This is a genomic window from Herbidospora galbida (assembly GCF_005233835.1).
GTDB lineage: Bacteria > Actinomycetota > Actinomycetes > Streptosporangiales > Streptosporangiaceae > Herbidospora > Herbidospora galbida.
In genome coordinates this window covers 1-21,701 of the sequence record NZ_SZQA01000049.1, presented here as the reverse complement: position 1 = coordinate 21,701, position 21,701 = coordinate 1, and the positions used below count along the sequence as shown (strand labels likewise).

At 71.7% G+C, this 21,701-nt stretch carries 20 protein-coding genes; 9 read left to right on the top strand and 11 right to left on the bottom strand.

The window, feature by feature from the left end; all coding sequences use genetic code 11:
- Positions 1 to 26: 26 nt before the first annotated feature.
- From FDA94_RS34275 to FDA94_RS34255, 5 genes are read right to left on the bottom strand one after another with little or no spacing between them, the layout of a single operon-like run.
- Complete coding sequence (locus tag FDA94_RS34275) at positions 27 to 320, bottom strand: hypothetical protein (RefSeq protein WP_137251214.1); 294 nt, start codon at positions 318 to 320, stop codon at positions 27 to 29.
- A gap of 25 nt (positions 321 to 345) precedes the next feature.
- Complete coding sequence (locus FDA94_RS34270) at positions 346 to 591, bottom strand: hypothetical protein (RefSeq protein WP_137251213.1); 246 nt, start codon at positions 589 to 591, stop codon at positions 346 to 348.
- Positions 592 to 629: 38 nt separating this feature from the next.
- On the bottom strand, positions 630 to 1,235 hold the full coding sequence (locus FDA94_RS34265) for a substrate-binding domain-containing protein (RefSeq protein ID WP_137251212.1): 606 nt from the start codon (positions 1,233 to 1,235) through the stop codon (positions 630 to 632).
- 49 nt (positions 1,236 to 1,284) lie between these two features.
- Entirely contained in the window at positions 1,285 to 1,695 is a 411-nt protein-coding gene (locus FDA94_RS34260) for a hypothetical protein (protein ID WP_137251211.1), read from the bottom strand.
- A complete protein-coding gene (locus FDA94_RS34255) occupies positions 1,695 to 2,954 on the bottom strand; it encodes an MFS transporter (RefSeq protein ID WP_137251210.1) in 1,260 nt (419 codons plus the stop codon). The genes FDA94_RS34260 and FDA94_RS34255 overlap by 1 nt, the downstream gene beginning before the upstream one ends.
- Positions 2,955 to 3,045: 91 nt before the next feature.
- Here FDA94_RS34255 and FDA94_RS34250 point away from each other — a divergent pair, with 91 nt between their 5' ends.
- On the top strand, positions 3,046 to 3,729 hold the full coding sequence (locus FDA94_RS34250) for a GntR family transcriptional regulator (RefSeq protein ID WP_246060306.1): 684 nt from the start codon (positions 3,046 to 3,048) through the stop codon (positions 3,727 to 3,729).
- A 302-nt stretch (positions 3,730 to 4,031) separates the two neighbouring features.
- Here FDA94_RS34250 and FDA94_RS34245 read toward each other — a convergent pair whose 3' ends face one another.
- From FDA94_RS34245 to FDA94_RS34235, 3 genes are all read right to left on the bottom strand, one after another.
- Complete coding sequence (locus FDA94_RS34245; protein ID WP_137251208.1) at positions 4,032 to 5,807, bottom strand: alpha-amylase family glycosyl hydrolase; 1,776 nt, start codon at positions 5,805 to 5,807, stop codon at positions 4,032 to 4,034.
- 176 nt (positions 5,808 to 5,983) lie between these two features.
- Positions 5,984 to 6,811 carry a metallophosphoesterase family protein gene (locus FDA94_RS34240; RefSeq protein ID WP_137251207.1) on the bottom strand — a complete coding sequence of 276 codons (828 nt, stop codon included), beginning with the start codon at positions 6,809 to 6,811 and terminating at the stop codon, positions 5,984 to 5,986.
- A 54-nt stretch (positions 6,812 to 6,865) separates the two neighbouring features.
- A complete protein-coding gene (locus FDA94_RS34235; RefSeq protein WP_137251206.1) occupies positions 6,866 to 7,981 on the bottom strand; it encodes a serine hydrolase domain-containing protein in 1,116 nt (371 codons plus the stop codon).
- Positions 7,982 to 8,037: 56 nt separating this feature from the next.
- Between FDA94_RS34235 and FDA94_RS34230 the strand changes: the two genes are divergently transcribed.
- The 5 genes from FDA94_RS34230 (at position 8,038) to FDA94_RS34210 (ending at position 16,347) form a co-directional block, all read left to right on the top strand.
- On the top strand, positions 8,038 to 9,378 hold the full coding sequence (locus FDA94_RS34230; RefSeq protein ID WP_137251205.1) for an SWIM zinc finger family protein: 1,341 nt from the start codon (positions 8,038 to 8,040) through the stop codon (positions 9,376 to 9,378).
- Positions 9,375 to 12,020, top strand: coding sequence for a DUF6493 family protein (locus FDA94_RS34225; RefSeq protein ID WP_137251204.1), 2,646 nt, complete (start codon positions 9,375 to 9,377; stop codon positions 12,018 to 12,020). The genes FDA94_RS34230 and FDA94_RS34225 overlap by 4 nt, the downstream gene beginning before the upstream one ends.
- A 196-nt stretch (positions 12,021 to 12,216) precedes the next feature.
- A complete protein-coding gene (locus tag FDA94_RS34220) occupies positions 12,217 to 14,382 on the top strand; it encodes a terpene synthase family protein (RefSeq protein ID WP_137251203.1) in 2,166 nt (721 codons plus the stop codon).
- A gap of 104 nt (positions 14,383 to 14,486) precedes the next feature.
- A complete protein-coding gene (locus tag FDA94_RS34215; protein ID WP_137251202.1) occupies positions 14,487 to 15,278 on the top strand; it encodes an SAM-dependent methyltransferase in 792 nt (263 codons plus the stop codon).
- A gap of 106 nt (positions 15,279 to 15,384) precedes the next feature.
- Entirely contained in the window at positions 15,385 to 16,347 is a 963-nt protein-coding gene (locus tag FDA94_RS34210; protein WP_137251201.1) for an adenylate/guanylate cyclase domain-containing protein, read from the top strand.
- A 349-nt stretch (positions 16,348 to 16,696) separates the two neighbouring features.
- Here FDA94_RS34210 and FDA94_RS34205 read toward each other — a convergent pair whose 3' ends face one another.
- Positions 16,697 to 17,002: a hypothetical protein gene (locus FDA94_RS34205; RefSeq protein WP_246060305.1), complete on the bottom strand. Its 306-nt coding sequence runs from the start codon at positions 17,000 to 17,002 to the stop codon at positions 16,697 to 16,699.
- A gap of 83 nt (positions 17,003 to 17,085) precedes the next feature.
- On the bottom strand, positions 17,086 to 17,811 hold the full coding sequence (locus FDA94_RS34200; RefSeq protein ID WP_137251225.1) for an ABC transporter permease: 726 nt from the start codon (positions 17,809 to 17,811) through the stop codon (positions 17,086 to 17,088).
- Between the two features lie 438 nt (positions 17,812 to 18,249).
- On the opposite strand from FDA94_RS34200, the gene FDA94_RS39605 reads away from it, so the two are divergent.
- Positions 18,250 to 18,507 (top strand): hypothetical protein, encoded by a 258-nt coding sequence (locus FDA94_RS39605; RefSeq protein ID WP_170991248.1) that lies wholly within the window; start codon positions 18,250 to 18,252, stop codon positions 18,505 to 18,507.
- 5 nt (positions 18,508 to 18,512) lie between these two features.
- On the opposite strand, the gene FDA94_RS34190 is transcribed toward FDA94_RS39605, so the two are convergent.
- Positions 18,513 to 20,594 carry a hypothetical protein gene (locus FDA94_RS34190; RefSeq protein WP_137251200.1) on the bottom strand — a complete coding sequence of 694 codons (2,082 nt, stop codon included), beginning with the start codon at positions 20,592 to 20,594 and terminating at the stop codon, positions 18,513 to 18,515.
- A gap of 196 nt (positions 20,595 to 20,790) precedes the next feature.
- On the opposite strand from FDA94_RS34190, the gene FDA94_RS34185 reads away from it, so the two are divergent.
- Together FDA94_RS34185 and FDA94_RS34180 are read left to right on the top strand one after the other, a co-directional pair.
- The gene (locus FDA94_RS34185; RefSeq protein WP_137251199.1) at positions 20,791 to 21,468 is read left to right on the top strand and encodes a TauD/TfdA family dioxygenase; all 678 of its coding nucleotides are present in this window, start codon (positions 20,791 to 20,793) and stop codon (positions 21,466 to 21,468) included.
- On the top strand, positions 21,465 to 21,701 hold a 237-nt coding region (locus tag FDA94_RS34180), incomplete at its 3' end, for a hypothetical protein (protein WP_137251198.1). The genes FDA94_RS34185 and FDA94_RS34180, both read left to right, overlap by 4 nt.

Here is a 21,701-nt window from a genome sequence, read left to right as displayed (position 1 = left end):
GCGCGGGCCAGTTCAGAAGTTCGAGATCACCGAGTGAAGACCCGCTTGAGGCGCGCCTCGTCGCACCTCCTGGTCGCCGCCGCCGTAGCCGATGGTGAACAGGCGGATCGGTTAAGTCCGGCTTTCGCAGCTCCCGCCGCGACCTGAGGACCTCGTCGAGCACGTGCGCCGACGGCGGGGAGCGGTCCGGCGTCTGTGAGCAGCGGGCTCGTGGCGCCGTCGTGGGCGCGGTAGCCGTACAGCAGAAACCGCTCCCCGACCTGCGGGCTGAGCAGGCGCTCCAGGAAGGCCGCGGCGACCTTCCGCTTCGGCTCGTCCATCCAGGCCGGCTCGATGCAGGGGTGGTCAGACCGTCGTGCCCTCCTCGGGACTGGTCGCGACCAGGGGCACGCGCGGCGGCAGGTGGTCGCCGAGCGTCGCCGGGTCGCCCGACGGATCGCCCCGGTGGTAGTCGGTGACGAACATCTCCTCCAGCGTCACCGCGGAGATGCAGCCGAGGGCCGAGCCCCTGTCGTCGGCCTTCTGCATGTTCTCCAGGAACGCGATCGCGGTCTCGCCGTAGTGGACGATCGAGCGCTCGATGCCCCGCACGAACTCCCGGTTCTCCTTCTTCTGTACGTCGCCCGAGGTCAGATCCCCCCGTCGTCCCGGTCGCCGCGAAGAAGACGGCCACGGTCGCGTCGAGGCCCCGAGGTGGAGAGGTTCGGATTGGTCGTGCCGAGCCGGAACGTCCCCCACTCCGGATGGCCGTGCGCGCCGGCGAGCGCCGCCAGGTCGCGCCGCCCGATCGGCTCCGGCCAGCCGAGCGCCTCGGCCGTCGGACGCGGCATCGCGATCGTCAGCGGCGAGGTGACGATCGGCACGGGTGGCGCCGTGGCAGCGACGCCACCCGTGTCCTTCGCGCGGTGCTCCAGAAGAGTGAGCCACACCGACGCGGTCGGCGCCCACACGTCGGGACGCGGACCGTCGAGGTCGGTGTCCCAGCCACGCGCGAGCGCCTCCATTCCGGTCCCTGAGTTGACCTCGTCGACCACGACCCGGCCACAGTCCCGCGTACCGAACCCGGCGGCCGCCTCCCGCAGCAGCTCGACCTTGTCCTGCGAGGCGGCGACCCGGATCTCGGCGAGGCCGTCCGGGCACTCGGGCGAGCCCTCGGGACGGTTCACCCACCACTGTCCGGCGACCAGCGCCGCCGACACCGCGACGGCCACCCCGAACGCCGCCGGTCGCCTCATGTCCGGTCTGCTTCGTGGCGTGCGGAGTCTTGGTCGCGTGTCGCCCGCCTCATGTCCCGCACACCTCGTTGAGCGCCTTCCCCTGCTTTCGCAGCGTCGCCTCGAGTTTGTCGACGTTCTCCTGCCGCTGCCGGTCGGACTCGACCTTCGCTAGGTACTGCTCTCCGATGGTCGTGCCGGTGACGGTCACCTGCGTGGGCCGGAAGCCCGCCATCGTCTTCTCCAGGGCGGTCAGCGCGTTCTTCACGCCCTCGTCGGCGGCCTCGGCGGCGGTGGCACGGAACCGGTCGCCGGTCGCCTCGGTCATCACGCCCACCAGCTCTTCGGGGGCGACGTCGGTGATGCTCAGGGCGTAGGCGACGAGCTTGCGGCCGTCGCCGCACGCCTTCGTGTCGGCCTCGCTCAGCCCGCCACACCCCGCCAGAAGCAGCGCCGAACCGGCGATGAGGAGACGCCGCATCACACCCGCACCTCGGCCTTCGCGGGCGCCGCGACCACGCCGGCGGCGGTGATCCCCAGTGCGACCAGGACGTAGAGCGAGATGGCCAGAGTGGTGCCGAACCGGTCGAGCAGGGCCAGTGCGATGATCGGCGCCAGCGCCCCGCCCAGCACGCCCGCCAGCTGGTAGCCCATCGACGCCCCGCTGTAGCGGAGCCGGGTGCTGAACAACTCGGCGATGAACGCGGCCTGCGGCCCGTACATGGCCGCGTGGCAGGCCAGCGCCACCACCGTCGCGAACACGATGAGCGCGAACGACCCCGTGTCGAGCAGCGGGAAGAACGCGAACGCCCACACCGCCGCGCCCGCCGCCCCCGCCAGGTAGACGGGCTTGCGCCCGACCCGGTCGGACAGCGCGCCGAACAGCGGGATCAGGAACAACTGGCACGCCGACGCGATCAGCACCGCGTTCAGCCCCGTCTGCCGGTCGAGGTTCAGCGTGCCGGTCACGTACGTGAGGATGTAGAGGGTGAAGGTGTAGAACGCGACGTCGACGCCGATGCGGGCGGCGATGGCCGACAGCAGGGCGCGCGGATGCGTGGTGATCACGTCGATCAGGGGCATGCGGGCCTTGGCGGGCATCTCGGCGTACAGGGGAGACTCGGCGACCCGCACCCGGATCCAGAGCCCCACCCCCACGAGCACGCCCGACAGCAGGAACGGGATCCGCCACCCCCAGTCGAGGAACGCCTGCTCGGGCAGGGTCGCCGACAGCACCCCGAGCGCACCGGCCGCCAGCAGGTTCCCGGCCGGCACCCCGACCTGCGGCCAGGACGCGTTGAACCCCTTCCGGGCGGGATCGCCGTGCTCCATCGTCATCACCACCGCGCCGCCCCACTCACCGCCGAGGCCGAGCCCTTGGAGGAAGCGCAGCGTCACGAGCAGGACCGGCGCGGCCACGCCGATGGCGGCGTAGGTCGGCAACAGGCCGATGAGGAACGTCGCGATCCCCATCAACAGGAGCGTCGCGACGAGCACCCCCCGGCGGCCGACCCGGTCGCCGAAGTGGCCGAAGACGATGCCGCCCAGCGGACGGGCGACGAAGCCGACCGCGTAAGTCGTGAGGGCGAGCAGGGTGCCGGTGAGCGGCTCGAACGTCGGGAAGAAGACCTTGCCGAAGACGAGGGTGGCGGCGGTGCCGTAGAGGAAGAAGTCGTACCACTCGAGGGACGTGCCGATCAGGCTTGCGACGATCACCCGGCGGGACTGGGAGGTTGCCATGACGCTCCTTCGTGGGGAGGTGGGCCATTTTCAACATAAGAATCGTTGAACAATTCGACAAGGGGTTTGTTCTCATGTTTTGCTGGTTACCGTGCGTGAACAGACGACCGGGCCCCATCTCCTGCGAACCAGCACCGCCGAACTCGTGGCGGGCGTCCTGCGCGACCGCATCGCCCAGGCGGTCTACGAACCCGGCGAACGCCTCTCCGAAGAGGCCATCGGCGCCGAACTGGAGATCTCCCGAAACACGCTGAGAGAGGCCTTCCGCCTGCTCGGCCACGAGAGACTGCTCGTGCACAAGCTCAACCGGGGCGTGTTCGTCCGGGTGCTGTCGGCGTCCGACGTGAAAGACCTCTACCTGGTGCGTCGCGTCATCGAATGCGCGGCCGTGCGCAACTCGGCCGGGGGAGACATGGCCGCCTGCCGGGAGGCGGTGGAAGACGGCGAACGGGCCGCGGCCGACGACCGCTGGCGCGACGTCGGGACGGCCAACCTGCGCTTTCACCAGGCTCTGGTCGCGCTGCACGGGAGCTCGCGCCTTGACGAGCTGATGGGGCAGCTCCTCGCGGAGCTGCGGCTGGTCTTTCACGTGATGGAGAACCCGGGCGCGTTCCACGCGCCGTTCGTGGCGCGGAACCGGCTGCTGACCGGGTTGCTGGAGGAGGGGCGCTTGGCGGAGGCGGAGCAGTATCTGTCGAAGTATCTGGACGACGCGGAGGCTTTACTGCAGGCGGCTTTCGACTCGAGCTCTTCGGCCCGGCTCGGAGGGGCCTGAGTCGGCTGATGGGAGGCTGATCCCGACCAGGGCTTGCCGTTGTGGTGGACGCCAACGACTGGGTCGTCTTCTCTGGTCGTCGGTCTGGCCCCCGTGGGCCTGAACTGACCGATGGGAGGCTGATCCCGACTAGTGCTTTGCCGGTTGCGGTGGACCACCGATGTCTGGGTCGTCTTGTCGGGGTCGGTCCGGCTTGTGGCCGCCTGAACCGGCCGACGGGAGGCCGGTCCTGGCCAGAGCTCCGCTATCGCCGTGCACGGCCGACGGCTGATCGTCTCCCTATGGCCGGCGATCGGTCACCCTCAGCCGAGGATGGCCAGGCCCGCTGGTGGGAGGCTGATCCTCACCAGTGCTCGGCCGTCGTGGTGGACGACCGAGGGCGGGGGCGTCTCGCCGTAGAGGACCGACAGGACCGATCCCTCCGGGTGGAACGGGCGGTGGACGGTGACCAGGGCCGTCATCGGGTTGAGGGTCGGGTTGAGGGCGACCAGGACCTCGCGGTCGTGCAGGATGCGAGACCACGCGGTCAGTTCGCCCGTCGCCGGGAGCCGGAACGAGCCGCCCGTCGAGATCTCGCGCAGGTACATGCGGCCCCGTCTCAGCGCCAGGCCCACGCCGTCGGGGCGGTTGCGCACCGCCGCCAGAGCCTGGATTCTCCGGTACGCCGGATGCTCCGGGTCGAAGAAATGACACCCCTGGGTGCCGAACGCCCCGAACGTCCCGCCGAACATCGACTCGCGGATGTAGCGGTCGTCGCCCCCGGCCGGGGACGCGCCGTCGAAGGCCTGCTCGGTGCCGTAGTAGACGCACGGGATGCCCAGCGTGGTGAGCTGCACGCCGACCGCATGGGCGACCTGGGTGTCGGAGTGGGGGCCGGCGTTCCCCGCCGAGAAGCGGCGGCGCTCGCGGCCGACCATGTCGTGGTCGTCGAACATCGTCACGTGGTAGCGGCCGGTCTCCCGGTGGCCGCCGAGGATGTCGTGGCCGCGGTACTGCGCGAAGAACGCCTGCGGGTCGGCGAACCCCTTGACCAGCCCGGCGATCAGCGCCGCCGGCTGGCCGATGTCGAGGACCGCGTCGACGTTGCGGCCGAACACGTCGAGGTAGTCGCGGGCCATCGCGGCGCCGCCGGTCACCTCGCCGAGCAGCAGGAAGTTCTCCTTCCCGACCGACTCGGCGTATTCGCGGATCGCGCCGCAGAAGTTCTTCGACACCTCCCACGGCACGTGCTTCACCGTGTCGATCCGGAACCCGTCGCAGTCGGTGAACGCGATCCAGTGCTTGTAGACCTCGACGACCGCCGACAGGACGTCGTCGCGGGTGAGGGTCAGGTCTTTCAGCGTCTGGAAGTCGCCCCGACGGAACTCGACGTCGGGGTGGAGCGGGTCCTCCCAGGGTTCGGGGTCCCAGCGGCCGATGCTGCCGGCGCGGGTGTACCACTCGGGGTTCTGGAACGGCTCCGGCCAGACGCCGTCGCCCCGGCCGGCGATGCGCGGGACGCTGGCTCCCTGGGCCGAGCGCCAGCCGTGCATCGGGTAGGGCGGGGCGAACCGGTAGGGGAGCTGGGAGACGGGGGAGCCGCCGTCGTCGTAGAACCAGTTGTCGCCGGTGTGGTTGTAGATGACGTCGAGGAGCACGTACATGCCCATGTCGTGGGCCTTGGCGACGAGGGCGCGTAAGTCGTCGGGGCTGCCGAACCTCGGGTCGACGTCCATGAAGTCCTGGATGCCGTAACCGTGATACGTCTCCAGGTCGGGGCGCTGCCTCCACACCGGCCCGAGCCACAGGGTGGTGACGCCGAGGTCGCGAAGATAGCCCAGTTTGCCGGTGATGCCGTTGATCGTGCCGCCCTGGAAGCGCGACCCCGAATCGGCCCAGGCGACGGGGTCGGGGGCGCGGTGGGCGTCGGTGCGGTCGTACTTCGGGCGGGTCTCCTCGCGGCCGTCGCTGAACCGGTCGGGGAGCAGGAAGTACAGGAACTGGTCACGCCACGTAACCGGGCTCGGATGCACGGATTCCTCCCCTAACGTCGGCCTGCCGGGCGTCGCGGCCCGGTCGATCGCGTCCACGTTTGTCATGGACCAACCCAACAGCCCGCAAACCGGCGAACGCAAAGTGTGACCTGGAGGTGTCAATCCGTCATCGACGTGGCGGTGGGGCGACGGGATTGACTGACCGCGTGACCGGCCTGTTGCGTTCTATGTTGCGCAGCGTGACGGCCTAGAAGGTGGCATTCCGGAATGCTTCCCGAGGCCTAACCGACCGGAAGGATCTGCCGCAGCCGGCCCGGCGCCGTCGCCCGAGGCTTCCACTCCCTCGGATAACCCAGCGACACCTCCTCGAACCGCACCCCGTCGTGCCAGGTCGTGCGGGGGATGTGCAGGTGGCCGTAGACCATCGCGATCGCGCCGAACCTGGTGTGCCAGTCGGCGGTGCGGTCGGTGCCGCACCAGATCGCGAACTCCGGGTGACGCAGCACGAACGTGGGGTCGCGGACCAGCGGATAGTGGTTGACCAGGACGGTCGGCAGCCCGCCGGGGCGGTCGGCCAGGCGGCGTTCGGTCTCTTCGGCGCGGGCGGCGCACCACTCGTCGATGCCGTCGTAGGGGTCGGCGTGCAGGACCATCTCGTCGGTGCAGACGACGCCCTTGTCGTAGGCCAGCTTCAGCGCCGCCTCTTTGGTCGTGACGCCGGGCACCCGGTAGGTGTAGTCGTAGAGGACCATGAGGGGCGCCACCGTGACCGGGCCGTCGGGGCCCTCCCAGGTCGGGTAGGGGTCTTCGGGGGTGACGACGCCCAGGTCACGGGCCACCTTCACGAGGTGTTCGTAGCGCTCGACGCCGCGGAGCTGGAGCGTCTCGCTCGGGTGGGTCCACAGGTCGTGGTTGCCGGGCGCCCACACGACCTTGGCGAAGCGGCTCGCGAGGGTGCCCAGCACCCATTCGAAGTCGGCGACCTTCTCGGACACGTCTCCGGGCAGCAGGAGCCAGTCGCTCTCCGACCGGGGTCGGATGCGCTCGACGATCTCCCTGTTCTCGGGATAACCGACGTGCACGTCGCTGATCGCCAGAAGAAATGTCATAACGGGCAGTCTCTCCAACCTGGACGCCCAAATCCACCTGCGAGCGGCTCGCAGTCATCGGGCGAGTTCTCGCCGGACCAGGTCGCTGATCGTGGTGGCGGTGGTGAAGTCGGCGCTCAGGACGTTCTTGGTGAGGGCGAAGGCCATGCCGTTTTTCGTGTCGGCGTAGGCCGTGCCGCCGCCCGCGCCCGAGACGCCGAACGTGGTCGGGTCGGGATCGGAGAAGGCGCCCGGGTGGCCGATGCCGTAGCCGAGGCCCCACCGCACGGGGTTGCCGAAGACGGCGTCGACGCCCTCGAAGGAGATCGCGGAGATCTCCCGGAGGCGTTCGGGGGAGATCAGCCGCACGCCGTCGACCTCGGTCATCAGCGCCGAGTAGAGGCGGGCCATCGCGCGGGCCGTCATCTTGCCCCCGGCCGGGATGTCGGCGGCCAGGATGTCGGGCCGGTTGCCGAGCGCGGCGGTCGGCGACAGCGCCATCGGACCGGCCTTGAACATCGGCAGGTCGGGCAGCTCGGTCGGCAGGCCCGGCGGCGGCTCGGCGGGCAGGGCGTCTTCGAGGACGGCCAGCCGGTGGTGCTGGTCGGCGGGCATGCCGAAGTAAAGCTCGCCGGCCACGCCGAGCGGGCCGGCGACCTCGTCGAGCAGCACCTCGGAGATCTTCCGGCCGGTCACCCGCCGGACGATCTCGCCGACGATGTAGCCGAAGCTGTAGGCGTGGTAGCCCATCTCGGTGCCGGGCTCCCACCACGGCTCGGCGGCGGCGATGGCCGCGCACATCGCGTCCCAGTCGCAGAGGTCTTCTTCGATCGTGGTGAGCGGGATGCCCGGCACGCCCACGGTGTGGTTGAGAGCCATGCGGACCGTCGCCCGGTCTTTGCCGTGGGCGGCGAATTCGGGCCACACCTCGGCGATCGGCGTGTCGTAGCCGATCAGCCCCCGTTCGGCCAGCACGTGGAGCACCGTGGAAGTGACGCCCTTGCCGACGGAGTAGTTGTAGAACGGCGTCTCCGGCGTCACGGCGCGCCCGGTGGCCGGGTCGGCCACCCCCGCCACGGCGTCGACCACGGGCTCGCCGCCCAGGTAGACCGACACCTGGACGCCGCGCTCGACGCCCTTCTCGACGAGTTCGTCGATCGCGGCCTGTACGTCGCCCTGGAGATCGCTCATGTGTTCGATTATAGCGAGTTCTTGGAATGTCGGTCGACGCCGTTAGAGTCCCGCCCATGTCTGACGCGCAGATCGCGTACTCCTATTCGCGAGCCTCCGAACTCGACCTCGCCGCCGGCCTCCTGGGCCTGTCCACTTCCGGCGGGTTCACCCCTTCCGGCCTGGTCGCCCGGCCCCACTTCTTCAGCGGCGTGCTGACCAACGCCGCCCCCGCCGCGGCCGCCCTGATCGGCCTGGCCGACGTCGCCAAGACCCGCTACTACGAACTGCGCGCCGTGACGTTCATGCGCGACCCGGTGGTGACCTGCAACGGCGACCGGCTGCGGTTCGAGTCGTTCTCCGCGTGCGGAGGGGTCTACGCCCGGCTCGACGTGCTGCAGCAGGCCCTCGACGGCGACGTGGTCGAGGTCGGCACCACCAACGTCGACGTCAACGTGCCGCTGCGCAAGGCGCTGGCCCGCGTCGGCGGCAACGACCCCCTCCACCTGGCCGTGGGCGACGACGAGGTGGTCGCCACCACGCTCGACGGCGCGGTGGTGGAGAAGAAGGTGCCGCTGCCCGAGCGCTGGTTACGCGGCTTCGCCGAGGTCCAGGTGATCGCCTCCAGGTTCGACCTGCGCGCCTCGCTGGGCCGGGCCGAGGCCGTGAAGTTCGTGCGCGACCTGCCCAAGCGCGGCGTGCTGTGGGCGGTGCCCGCCGGGCGGTCCCTGCGGCTGACCGCGCGGCCCGCGCCCGGCGCGGTCTGCCTGGCCGGGCCCGAGCGGCTGGCCGTGCTCGCGCCGCTGCTGCGGTTCGCGACCGGGCTGCGCGTCTACGGCCCCGTCGTCGAGGGCACCCTGCCGAGGGCGTCCGCGTGGGAGCTGGAGCTGCCCGGCATGCGGTTCACGCTCACCCTGTCGCCCGAGCTCCGGCGAGGATTCTCCGGCGAGGGGGCCGTCCTCGACGACCTGAGCGGCGACACCGTGGCCGACGACGCCGACCTGGTGGGCGCGCTGCTGCGGTTCGAGCCCCGGCTTGACGCCGACCTGCTCGCCGAGCAGTCGGGCCTGACCCGCGCCCGCGTCGGCGCCGCCCTCACCCGCCTGGGCACCGGCGGCCGCGTCGGCTACGACGTCGCCGAGGCCGCCCACTTCCACCGCGAACTGCCCTACGACGCCGGCCGGGTCCTGGCCATGAACCCCCGCCTGAAGTCGGCGCTCGACCTGGTCGAGCAGGGGGCCGTCCGGTTCACCGGGCCCGGCGCGGCCCAGGTGAACGAACGGACCGTCCGGCTCACCCCCGGCTCGCCGCCCACCTGCACCTGTCCCTGGTGGATCGACTACCGGGGGTCGCGAGGGCCGTGCAAACACGTGCTGGCCGCCCAGAAGGTCGCGTCCCTGGTCGAGGTGACGGCGTGAGCTCCGTCATGGGACTGATCGGGCAGAGCAGGCACGCCTTCATCCCCGCCGCGATCGAGTCGCTCGACGCCGCCGGGCGCAAGGAACTCCTGGCCGAGCTGACCGCCCGGGTGCGCAAATTCGGCGAGTGGCGGTTCGCGGTCGATCACCGGCACGAGATCCCCGGGCTGCGGCTCGCCGGCGCCCTCTGCCACGGCGGGGCCGGTCAGGTCGCCACCTGGCTCAACCGTCGGGAGCTGCGCGAACTCGCCGACCCGTGGGCCGACGCGACGGCCCTCGCCGGCGCGCTGCGCGGGCGTCCCGCCGAATGGCGCGCCGACCTGGCCCGGCGGCTGACGGCCGCGCTCCGGGCGCCCCGCGACGCCGACTGGTCGTGGCGCCGGGCCGAAGGCGGCCCGCCCGGATACGCCCTGGCCCGGACCATGGTGCTCGAAACCGGCGTCGAACCCGAGGGCGACGCGTTCGTCGTCTGCTGGGCGTGGCACGCGTTCGTCACGGCCGACCTGAAGAACGACCCGATCGCCGAGACGATGGTGCCGCGCCTGTTCGACACCGAAGGGGCCGCGGCGCCCTTCCGGAACAGCTGGGAGAGCCCGGCCACCGTGAAGTTCATCGACCGGATGCTCGCGGAGGTGAAGAGGGGCCGGTTCGACCGGGCCGTGATCCTCGACGGCACGATCGGCCGGTTCCTGATCGGCGGCGACGCCCGGAACCTGACCATGTTCGTGGAGCTGCGCCGCCGCTTCGAGCCCAGCCTTGACGAGATGCCCGCCCGCGACCTGGTCCGCTGCCTGCCCGCCGGGCCCGCCAACGTCGCCGACCTCGCGATCGAGGAACTGCGCGCGCTCGACCTGGCCGGCCGCCTCGACGCCGGCCTGTTCGGCGAGGCCGTCGGCGCGCTGGCGCTGCGGGCCGAGAAGAAGCACGTCGCCGCCGCGCTCAAATGGATCTCCGAGACGTTCAAGGTCACCAAGGCCGACCCCGTCAGGGCCGAGGGCGCCCTGCTCGCCCTGGCCGACGTGTTCTCCGCCGAGACCCCCGCGACCCGCGCCCGCGCGATCCGCCTCGCGGTCAAGCTCGGCGCCGCCGGTGAGACCGCCCGCGCGGCCGTCGCCGAGGCGGCCACCCGGCTGCCCGCCGACGAACGGGCGCCGCTGGCCGGCCCGTTCGGCGTGACCGAGACCGCCGAGGAAGAGGTGTTCACCGGCGTCCCCCTGGTGAGCGCGCCGCCGCTCCAGCCGCCGATCCGCACCGTGCCGGAGCTCGTGATCGAGCTGAAAGACGTCCAGCGCTCCGGCGACATGGACGCCTCCGAGCGCATCATGGCCGCCCTGGTGGAACTGAGCCACCGCGACCGCGACGCCATGGTCGCCGACCTCAAGGCCGACTTCGAGCCCTCGGCCTGGGAGTTCTTCCGGACCATCAGCCATGTCCCCGACAATTCGGGCTGGCTGCTGTTCTGGGCCGCCGCCCTGTTCGGCGAGCACGCCGACGAGGGATTCCGCGCCAGGGCCCGCAAGCTGCTCGGGCTGAACCCGTCGTTCCTGCAGCGCGTCAAAGACCTGGCGTTGCCGCCCCGCGACCCCCACAACCGCCGGTCGACGCCGCACGCCCGCCTGTTCCTGCAGCGCGTCACCGAGATCGTGTGCATGGCCGCCGAGGGGGAGACCCGCCCCTGCCTGCTCGCCACCCCGACGCTCCCGGGTCACCTCGTCGACCCCGAGACCCTGCTGGCCCGGCTTGAGGCCCTCGGCGACCGCGAGCCGCTCCCGGCCGACCTCACCCAGGCCCTGCTCCGGCTGCCCCGCGAGGTCGACGACTCGGTCGCCGACCGCGCCGAGAAGATCGGCGGCCATGGGGGCCGCATGCTGGCCGAGTGGATCCGCGAGGGCGGCCTGCCCGACCCGGTCATCGAGTGGACGGTCAAGGTCACCAACCGCCACGGCTGGATCGAGCGCAAGCCGGTCGTCACGATGGACCCGGGCCGGCGACTCCCCGACCACGTCGACGCCCTCTTCACCCTGTCTCCCGACGACGACTTCAACTACTGGATCCACCCGCGCGACATCTGGGCCGGCACCCTCCCCGGCCACCCGGAGGCCACGGCCGCCTTCCTGCTCCGCTGGATCTGCAACTGGGCCGACCAGAGCGAGCCCGCCGGCGAGGCCGTCATCCCCCTGGCCGTGGCCCCCGGCCCGGTCGGCCCCGTGGTCGCCGCGACCGTGGCCGCCGCGATGGGCCACCAGCGGGACGTCCAGCGCTCGGCGGCGGGTGAGGCCTTCCTGGCCCTGGCGGGCCGCCCCGACTTCCCGGCCGAGGGCGTCGGCGACGCGATCCGCCGCCTGGTGACGGGCGACGTCCTCAAGCTCAACCGCATCACCGAGGTCCTCGGCCAGTCGGCCGACGCCGGCGCCCACGCGGCCGTCTGGGAGGTGCTCTCGATCGCCCTGCCCGGCCTGCTGCCGGAAGAGAACGCCAAACCCCGCTCGGGGCTGGGCGACCTGCTGGGCGTGGCGGTCAAGGCGTCCCGGGTGTGCGGTGCGAAGGGCAAGGTGCCGGGTCTGGCGGAACTGGCGGCCCGGAAGGGGTCCAGCCGGGTGACCATGGAGGCCAGAACCCTCCTGAAGCAGCTCACGGAGTAGCCGCGAGGTGGGCCGGTCCCGATACCGGCCCACCCGCTCGGCCGTGACCCGGGGGCCACTCCGGTCGTGTACGTCCCCACGTAGCCGACATGCCCGGCGGGTCCGCCGGAAGGGTGAGATCTTCGGGTCTTGCGGTGATCCCACAGAAAGTGCCAGTGTCGTCACGGCGAGTACCCATCCGAGGAGAGGAGCCTCTTTGAAGGCCTTCACCATGCCCGAGTTCTACGTGCCGTATCCCGCCCGGCTCAACCCCCACCTGGAACGTTCCCGAGCCCACACCATGACGTGGGCCAAGGAGATGGGCATGCTCGACGCCCCCAAGCCGGGGGGCGGCGTCGTGTGGACCGCCGAGGAACTCGACCGCATGGACTACGCGCTGATGTGCGCGTACACGCACCCGGATTGTGACGGGCCGGCCCTCGATCTGGTCACCGACTGGTACGTGTGGGTCTTCTTCTTCGACGACCACTTCCTCGAGCTGTTCAAGCACTCCCGCGACTTCGCCGGCGCCCAGCGCTACCTCGACCGGCTGGAACTGTTCATGAGCGACACCCCGCCCGAGCCGGAGAACCCGGCCGAGGCGGGGCTTCGGGACCTGTGGGAGCGGACCGTCCCGCACATGTCCACTGACTGGCGTGAGCGCTTCGTCGTGTCGACCCACAACCTGATGGTCGAGTCGATGTGGGAGCTGGAGAACATCGACCGGGGGCGGATCGCCAACCCCATCGAGTACATCCAGATGCGCCGCCGCGTCGGCGGCGCACCCTGGTCGGCCAACCTGGTCGAGTTCGCCGTCGGGGCGGAGGTGCCCGGTCACCTGGCCGCGACCCGGCCGCTGCGGGTGCTGTCCGACACCTTCTCCGACGCCGTCCACCTGCGCAACGACCTGTTCTCCTACCAGCGCGAGGTGGCCGAGGAGGGGGAGAACTCCAACGCCGTGCTGGTGCTGGAGACGTTCCTCGGCGTCACCACGCAGGAGGCCGCCGAACGGGTCAACGACCTGCTGACCTCCCGGCTGCAGCAGTTCGAGACGACCGCGCTGACCGAGGTGCCGGCCCTGCTGGCCGAGCGGGCCGCCCCGCCCCACGAGCAGGCCGCCGTCGCCCTCTACGCCAAGGGCCTGCAGGACTGGCAGTCGGGCGGCCACGAGTGGCACATGCGGTCGAGCCGCTACATGAACGAGGGCATGGTCTCCGGCAAGATCCACAAACCCCGGGGTCTCGGTACGTCCACCCTGCGCATCGGCGCGGAGAAGCGGGCCAGGCAGCACGGCCACACGCCGTTCGAGCGGGTGGGGCCGCAGCCCGTGCCGGAGTTCCGGCTGCCCTATCCGCTCCGGATGAGCCCCCACCTCGACGCGGCCCGCCGCCACTCGGTCGGCTGGGCGCGGGAGATGGGGTTCCTCGACGAGGTGGTCTGGGACGAACGCCGCTACAAGGGCATCGACCTGGCCCACTGCGCCGCCATGATCAACGCCGACGGCAACCCGGAGGAGGTCTTCCTGGCCACCGACTGGCTGACCTGGGGCACCTACGGCGACGACTACTATCCGGTCGCCTTCGGCGCCACCCGCGACCTCGCCGGGGCCAGGGCGCTGAACGCGCGGCTCAAGGCGATCATGGGGGAGCCCGCGCCGGAGCCCGTGGAGCCGATGGAGCGGGGACTGGCCGACCTGTGGCGGCGTACCGCCGCAAACCTGCCCGAACGGGCGCGGGCCGGATTCCGGGCCGCGGTCGAGGACATGATCGACAGCTGGGTGTGGGAGCTCGACAACCAGGCCGCCGGACGGATCCCCGACCCCGTCGACTACATCGAGATGCGCCGCAAGACCTTCGGCTCCGACCTGACGGCCAGCCTGGCCCGGCTGGCGGCGGCCGAGGTGGTCGACGACGAGATCTACCAGTCGCGGGTCATGCGGGAACTGGAGACCGCGGCGCAGGACTACGCCTGCTTCACCAACGACCTGTTCTCCTACCAGAAGGAGATCGAGTTCGAGGGGGAGCTGCACAACATGGTCCTGGTCGTCGAGAACTTCCTCGACGTCGACCGGGTCACCGCCCGCGCGATCGTGCTCGACCTGATGAACGAGCGGATGCGCCAGTTCGAGCACATCCTGGCCAACGGCCTGCCGGCCATGCTCGCCATGATCGGCGACCCCGGGGTGAGCCGGGTGCTGGAGCGCCACGCCGCCATGCTCAAGGACTGGATGGCCGGGATCATGGAGTGGCACCGCCGCTGCGTCCGCTACACCGAGCCCGAACTGCTCCGGCTGCGGGCGGAGTCGCTGGCGCCGCCGCCCCGGCTGGTGCTGCTCCCGTCGGGCCTGGGCACCTCGGCGGTCCGGCCGCTGCCGCGGCGTTAGCCGCATTTTCCCACCGCGAGCGGGGTTCGTGACCAGATCACGGGCTCCGCTTCGCCGTGCGGGGATGGCGGGAAAGCTATGTTGGCTGGAGAGGAGGGAGGGAGATGGCCGGTACACCACGGCAGCGCCTCGACATCTCGATACCTCATCCGGCACGGGTCTGGGACTACTGGCTCGGCGGCACCGAGAACTTCGCGGCAGACCGCGAGGTGGCCACCCAGATCACGGCGGTCATGCCCGACCTGCCGATCAACGCCCGGTCCGAACGCCAGTTCATCGGCCGGGCCGTCGCCTTGCTCGCGGGGGAGCTCGGCGTCGACCAGTTCCTCGACGTCGGCACCGGCATCCCGAGCTCCGGGAACACCCATCTGGTGGCCCAGAAGATCAACCCGGCCGCCAGGATCGTGTACGTCGACAACGACCCCGCCGTGCTGATCCACGCCCGTGCCCTCCTGGAGAGCACGCCCGAGGGCGCCACCGACTACCTCGACGCCGACCTGCGCTCTCCTGACCCGCTGCTGGAGGCGGCCTCGGAGACGCTCGACTTCTCGCGGCCGGTCGGGCTGATGCTGATGGGGGTGATCGAGTTCGTCACCGACGACACCCTCGCGTTCGACGTGGTGCACGCCCTGGTCGACGCCCTCTCGCCGGGCAGCTACGTCGCCATCGCCAGCAGCACGCCGAGCGTGCGGATGCAGAAGGCCGCCGACGTCTGGCAACGCCGGGGCGGCGCCCCGCTGGTCCTGCGCACTCCCGAGACGCTGGCCCGCTTCTTCGACGATCTCGACCTGCTCGATCCCGGCGTGGTGTCGCTGCCGCAGTGGCGGCCCGACACGCTGACCGACTACCGGGACCGCGAGGTCCACCAGTACGGGGGCGTGGCCCGCAAACCCTGAACATTTACCGAAATAGCCGGATAAAGTGGCTGGTGGCAAGACTTTTCCCCCACTGAAAGCGCGGGTATCGTGCGTTCTCCGGAATGGGTCGCAGAACGGTTTCCGCATGACGATTGACGACCCGCGAGTCGACGGGCTGACGGAGGCCTTCCTCCGCCAGCAGCGTCGCTACACCAGTCACCAGGTCGCCGAACTGGCCGGCGTGCCCTTCCACCGGGCCCGCCGCTTCTGGCGTGCGCTGGGCTTCGCCAACGTCGCCGACGACGCGATCGAGTTCACCGACGCCGACGTCGAGGCGCTGAAGACCCTCATGGGCCTGCTCGCCGACGGCACCTACGACGACGAGCACATCATGCTGATGGCCCGCTCCCTCGGCCGGGCCTCAGCCCGCCTCGCGGAGTCACAGGCCGAACTGGGCGCCGAGAGCCTCGACCTGGCCGGGGTCCCGCTGTCCCAGCGCAGCCACGCGTGGCAGCGCCGCGCCGACCGCGTCGTCCCCGACCTGGAACGCCTTCTCGTGTACGCCTGGCGCCGCCACCTCGCTGCCTCCGCCGGCCGCATCGTCGACCAGGAGACCGCCTCGGCCCGCCTGGCCGTCGGCTTCGCCGACCTGGTGGGCTTCACCAGGCTGAGCCGCCAGATCTCGGAAACGGAACTGGCCCGCCTGGTCGAACGCTTCGAGAGCCGCTCGGCCGACATCGTGGCCTCCTCGGGCGGCCGCATGATCAAGACCCTGGGCGACTCGGTCCTGTGGGTGAGCGACTCGGCCGCCCGCGCCGCCGACATCGCCCTCTCCCTGATCGGCGCGCACGCCCGCGTCAAGGGGATGCCCCAGCTGCGGGTGGGCCTGGCCATCGGCCCGGTGATCGGCCGCATGGGCGACGTCTTCGGCACCACGGTCAACCTGGCCTCCCGGCTGACCTCACTGGCCCCGGCGGGCGGCGTCCTGGCCGACCCCGCGATAGCGGGGGAACTGGAGGACCATCCGAGGTTCGGGCTGCGGGCGGAGAGCCTCCAGGTGGTCCGGGGCGTGGGAGAACTGGTGCCCTACCTGGTGTCGAGGGCTTGAAGCGCCAGGTCCGGAGGCTTGAAGCGCCAGGTCCGGAGGCTTGAAGCGCCAGGTCCGGAGGCCTGAAGCGCCAGGTCCGGAGGCCTGAAGCGCCAGGTCCGGAGGCCTGAAGCGTCTGGTGTCGATGGGCCTGAAGCGTGTGGTGTCGAGGCTTGAAGCATGTGGTGTCGAAGGTCTGAAGCACCGGTCGTCGCCTGCTGACCTTGGCGGCGCCGACGCGGCACCCGCGTCGCTCCGGGAGCCGGACGGTTCGGAGCGCCGGGAGCGTGCGGCGTCGGGTGGTCGACAACGTCGAAGGGGTCTGAAGCCGCCCCGGTCGGATGCGTGCCGGGGCGGCCCCAGTGGTCTCCTACCTGGCGGACGCGTGGACCCGGGAGCCGCCCGAGGTGCGGGAGCCCATCTCCATGTCGGAGTCCATCTTCCGCATGTCGTCGTCGGTCATGTGGGTCTCCTCGACGCGGAGCGCCACGCCCATGGCCATGAGCGTGGGCGCCCACTGGCCGATGAAGATCCCCCAGCGGTCGGCCCGGTCGAGACCGGCGTCCTCGATCTGCCTGGAGATCATCCAGGTGCAGAAGGACAGCCCGACCGACGCCATGGCGGCGGTGTACATGTGACTGGACTTGAGACCCATACGGTGCAGCTTCTTGATCACTTGCGTACCCCCTTCGGTTCGGGTTGGGCGTGCCCGCTCCGAAGATCCCGAATTCGGGACATATCACGATATGGGGCAGAAATTTACGGCCTGATCAGCCGTCCTCTGGCGGCCAGTTCGATGGTCAGCACGACGGCGAAGGCCTCCGCGGACAGCAGCGCCACCAGGACGACCAGCTGCACGATCCCCGCCTCGACCGGCCCGGCCCCGCCGAGGAGCATGCCGACGAACGCGCCCGGGAGGGTGACCAGCCCGACCGTCCGGGTCTGGTCGAGGGCCGGCACGAGGGCCTGGGCGGCGGCGGGCCGGCAGATCTCCAGCCGGGCCTCCCGGGGCGTGAAGCCCAGTGCCATGGCCGCCTCCACCTCGCCGTGGCGGGTCGCCAGCTCGTCGGCGGCCCGCCGCCCGGCCAGACCGGTGGCGATCAGGCAACCGCCGAAGACGATCCCCGCGACCGGGATGATCACGATCCCTTCGAGGGAGACCACGCCGCTGACGGTGAGGATCGCGAGGATCGGCGCACTGCCCGCCGCGATCGGCAGCGCCGCCCAGTAGGTGCCGATCCGCCGGGCGGCGGTGTGGGTGGCGAAGACGTACATGGCGAGGATGAACCCGGCGACGGCGAACCCGTTCGCGACGACCCAGGCGATGACCAGCGACACCACCCCGAGCTGAACCACGGCCCGCGCACAGGCCCGCACCACCGCCCACCCGTGCCCCAGCCCTCCCAGCGCCGCCACGGCCGCGCCGCCCACGACCATCAGAACCAGTGCGATCGGCAGCGCCGGTGTCAGCGAGATCAGGGACATGGATTCCACGCCCCGCAGTATTTCGCCTGCTATCAAGCGGCTTGAACGGGGAGGGGCAGGCCCCGACGCCGGACCGGTTCGGTCCCGCTGGAGCGGCCGGACGATGTGTCTGGTGAACGGTGCGAGGCGAGCCAGCGCGTGGACCGGCGCGGAGCGGGGCGCGGACCCCGGCGCCAGACCAGCGCGGGGACCCGGCCGGAGCAGGGCGCAGGCTTGGGCGCAGGCCAGGGTGGGGAGCCGGCCGGAGCAGGGCACGGGCCAAGGCGCAGAGCGGGGCCAGGAGCTGGGCGTGGACCTACGTGGACCCGGCGCAGACCAGAGCGGGAACCAGCCGTGCCAGGGCACGGGCCATGGCGCGGACCTGGGCGGTTCGCGTCCGGCTGGGTCCGAGGGCCGTAGTGCTGCCGTGAGAGGCTTGTCGCCCGCTGGAGACCTCTCGTGTCGACCTTCCCCGAGGGCTGCTTCGAGGCCCGCATCGCCATGGACGCGACCCATTCGATCGGCTCAGCGACCGCCGCCCCGACGACGCTTCAAGACTCGGTGTCTCTCGGCGAGAGACACCCAGAGGGCTTCGCGTCGGGCGGGAAGTCGAATATCTTGATCGTGTACGCCGCTCCGAACGACCTCATCGGCTCGTTAAACGCCTCCGTCGTCCACACCGGCTTTACTCAAGTCAACCCCGCCCCCAAGAGCTGACTCAACTAGAAGTTCTCCCACAGCTGGTCTTCCGGCGTCCGCGTCGGCGGGGAACCCGCTCTCGCCGCCAGGGCCATGGCCTCTGCCAGCAGCGGATGCCCGTCACCCAGCGCCGGCTTCCCATGTGCGAGGGCCCGGCGATCAAGCAGCGGAGCGAGCAGTTCGCCCACCTCGGCGGCCCGATCCGAGCGGACGCGTTGCAGGGCGAGGCCCAGGCGGGCGCCAAGCACCGTTGGGTGAGTGGCGTCGATCTGGTCACCTGCAAGGGCCAGGACGGACTGGCAGGCCTCCTCGGCGGCCGCCTCGCGGCCGAGGGCGGCGGCCACGCGGGCGCGGATGAGCAGGGTCTCGGCCTGTTCGGGGGCCGACTCGTCGGGGGTCAGGGCGTCGAGGACGCGGGCGGCCGAGGCCGGGTCGCCGACGGTCAGGCGGGCGGTCGCCTGGGCGCGGAGGACCGCCTTGGTCTGCGGGAGTTCGGCCAGGTCGGACAGGGCCGTCAGCGCCTCGCCCGAGGCGGTCAGGCCCAGGGAGCGGATCAGCACGGCCTCCTCGTGGAGGCGGGGGGAGACGCGCTCGGCGAACCACGTCGTGGTCACGGTCGCGTCGTCGAGCAGGCGGACCGTCTGGGCGGGGAAACCCGCGTGCAGTTCGATCTCGGCCAGGCGGACCAGGTCGTATTGGGGCCAGTAGCCCTCGCCCGGGAGGTAGAGGGAGCGCAGGCGCATCGCCTCGGTCAGGTGGTGGCGGGCCTGGGCGGGATGGGCGGCGGCCAGCAGGGCCTCGGCGAGGGTGACGCGGGCCGAGGCGGTGTTCACGTTGTCCTGGCCGAGGCGGTCTTCCCGGTCGGTCAGGGTGGCCTCGGCCAGGCTGACGCCGTCGACGACGCGGCCCGCCCTCGTGGTGGCCCTGGCCAGGGCCTGCCTGGTCAGGGTGTGGCGGCGCCAGGCCGGGCCGGCGCCGGTCTGGGGCACTCCGGCGCTGCGGCGTTCGGCCACGTCGGCGAGGATCGCGCGGCCTCTCTCGGCGTGGCCCTCGTCGACGAGGAGTTCGGCCAGGTTGTGTTCGGCGCGGGCGACCAGTGACGCCGGGTCGGCCGAGTCGGGCAGCTTCTCGGCGATCCGCCGCGACTCCTCGAAGCACCCCCGCGCGGCGGCGGTGTCGCCGAGGCGCAGCAGGGCCAGGCCGCGCCGCGACGTCACGTCGCACAGGCTCACGCCGTCGGCCGGTGAACCCGCCAGCAGGGGGATCAGCTCCGCGCCGACCTCGGCGGCGCGGGCCAGCAGGGGGCTGCTGTCGAGGAGCACCTGGAAGACCACGAGCAGCGCGTTGGCGCGCGAGCGGCCGTTGGGGCCGATCTTCTCGACCAGTTCGGCGGTGCGCTCGGCGGCGTGGAGGCGGTCGGCCCACTCGCCGGTCAGCGGGATCAGGTCGCGGGCCAGCCAGTAGGCCGCCAGGCCCTCGGCCTGCCGGTCGGCGGGGGCGTCGGCGTCGTCGGACATGGCGCGGAAGGCCAGCTCGGACAGGCGCTCGGCGCTCGTCTTCGCCCAGCTCTCCGGCGGGACCGCGACCGCGCGGGCGGCCTGGTCGAGGCGGGGGGCGAGGTATTCGGCGTACGCCGTCACCCGTCCCTCCCAGCCCGCGGCGGCGGCCGAGCCGTAGGTGCCGGTGAGCCAGACGGGCGGGGTCTGGGCGGCCGAGGGGCGCTTCTCGGAGGTCGAGATGTCGCCGATGCCCAGTCTGACCTGGGCGAGCAGGAAGCGTTCGACCTGGTGGAAGCGGGCGATGCGGCGCAGCGCGGCGGCCACCGACTCGGCCGCGCCGAGCATCGAGGCGACCGGCTCGGGGGCGTTCTCGCCGCTGGTGAACTCGTCGAAGGCGTGTTTGGCGGCGAGCGCGACCAGGACGCGGCGGCTGCGGACCTCGTTGTAGAGCCACACGGCGGACCGGCCGGTGTCCTTCTCGCCGCCCCGGGGCAGCCGGACCCGTTCGGCGACGTCCTCGGCCCGCACCTGGTGGTAGTCGCTGTGCCGGAAGGCGGCAGCGGACGCCGCGGCGATCGCGGCAAGCCTTCGCTCCTGGGCTAGCACCGCTTGGTTCCCCCTATATGAGCTCATTACTTGCGAATATATCTCACTAAGGTTGGGCGAACCTTAGTGAGATGAGCTGACTCTTGCAAGGGTCAACCCGTAAACGCCCTGACCTCGCCCGCCTCGCGACCGGCCACCGCACCCAGGATGCCGCTTCTCTGGAGGCACCACTCACCGGCGGACCAGGAGGCGTCCAATGCGGGCAACCGAAACGACCGACGCGGAGGACGGGCTGGCCACGCGGGGATGGGTGGTCGTGCGGGGCGGCTGGGACGTGCCCACCCACGCCCAGGCGCTCCGTTTCGCCGCCCGGTTCGGCCGGCCCTCGGCCCGCGACGGCGGCCACCCCGTCTGGGAGGTCAGGCCGCGACCACTCGGCGGCACGTTCTCCCAGCGCGGCGGACCGGTTCCGCTGCACACCGACGCGCAGTACCACCCCGATCCCGAGGACCTGGTCTGCCTGTTCGCGGTCCGCCCGGCCGCCGACGGCGGCCACTCGCTGCTGCTGCCCGCGAGCCGGGCCCTCGCCGCGCTGCGGGCCCGCCCGGACGGGGCGCGTGCCGAGGCCGCCCTGCGCCGCCCGCAGTGGTCGTGGATCACGCCGGCCGTATTCACCGGAGGGCGGGGCGCGCCACCGCTGCCGGTGCTCGCGGGCGACACCGTGCGCTGGCGGCCCGACAACCTCGTCCCGGCGGAGGAGGGGCGGGCCGCCGCCGAAACGTTCACCGACGCGCTGGCGCGGGCCGATCCGGAGGAGGTACGCCTCACGCCCGGCGACGTCCTGCTGGTCGACAACCGCCGCACCCTGCACGGCCGGACCGCGTTCGGCGACCCCCGGCGGCTGATGCTGCGCGTCCGGCTGTGGTCGCGATGACGCTGACCCGCGACGAGTCGGCCATGTGGGCCTGGGCGGCCGGCCGGGCCGTGGCGGCCAGGGACGTCCCGGCGTCGGGGGCGGAGGCCGCCGCCTGGACGGTACGGGGCTGGGCCGAGATCGCCCTCGGGTGCGCCCTCCTGGGCCCGGCGGCCTTCGACGGCCTCGACGCGGTCGTCCAGGCCACCGGCGTCCGCCACGGCGGCCCGGCCGCCGACCGGCTGCGCGCCCTG

Bases quoted from the DNA above. Each gene is read 5' to 3' on its own strand.
- FDA94_RS34275 (WP_137251214.1), bottom strand. From the start codon at position 320: ATGGACGAGCCGAAGCGGAAGGTCGCCGCGGCCTTCCTGGAGCGCCTG.
- FDA94_RS34265 (WP_137251212.1), bottom strand. From the start codon at position 1,235: ATGAGGCGACCGGCGGCGTTCGGGGTGGCCGTCGCGGTGTCGGCGGCG.
- FDA94_RS34260 (WP_137251211.1), bottom strand. From the start codon at position 1,695: ATGCGGCGTCTCCTCATCGCCGGTTCGGCGCTGCTTCTGGCGGGGTGT.
- FDA94_RS34255 (WP_137251210.1), bottom strand. From the start codon at position 2,954: ATGGCAACCTCCCAGTCCCGCCGGGTGATCGTCGCAAGCCTGATCGGC.
- FDA94_RS34245 (WP_137251208.1), bottom strand. From the start codon at position 5,807: ATGACAAACGTGGACGCGATCGACCGGGCCGCGACGCCCGGCAGGCCG.
- FDA94_RS34240 (WP_137251207.1), bottom strand. From the start codon at position 6,811: ATGACATTTCTTCTGGCGATCAGCGACGTGCACGTCGGTTATCCCGAG.
- FDA94_RS34235 (WP_137251206.1), bottom strand. From the start codon at position 7,981: ATGAGCGATCTCCAGGGCGACGTACAGGCCGCGATCGACGAACTCGTC.
- FDA94_RS34230 (WP_137251205.1), top strand. From the start codon at position 8,038: ATGTCTGACGCGCAGATCGCGTACTCCTATTCGCGAGCCTCCGAACTC.
- FDA94_RS34215 (WP_137251202.1), top strand. From the start codon at position 14,487: ATGGCCGGTACACCACGGCAGCGCCTCGACATCTCGATACCTCATCCG.
- FDA94_RS34210 (WP_137251201.1), top strand. From the start codon at position 15,385: ATGACGATTGACGACCCGCGAGTCGACGGGCTGACGGAGGCCTTCCTC.
- FDA94_RS34200 (WP_137251225.1), bottom strand. From the start codon at position 17,811: ATGTCCCTGATCTCGCTGACACCGGCGCTGCCGATCGCACTGGTTCTG.
- FDA94_RS34185 (WP_137251199.1), top strand. From the start codon at position 20,791: ATGCGGGCAACCGAAACGACCGACGCGGAGGACGGGCTGGCCACGCGG.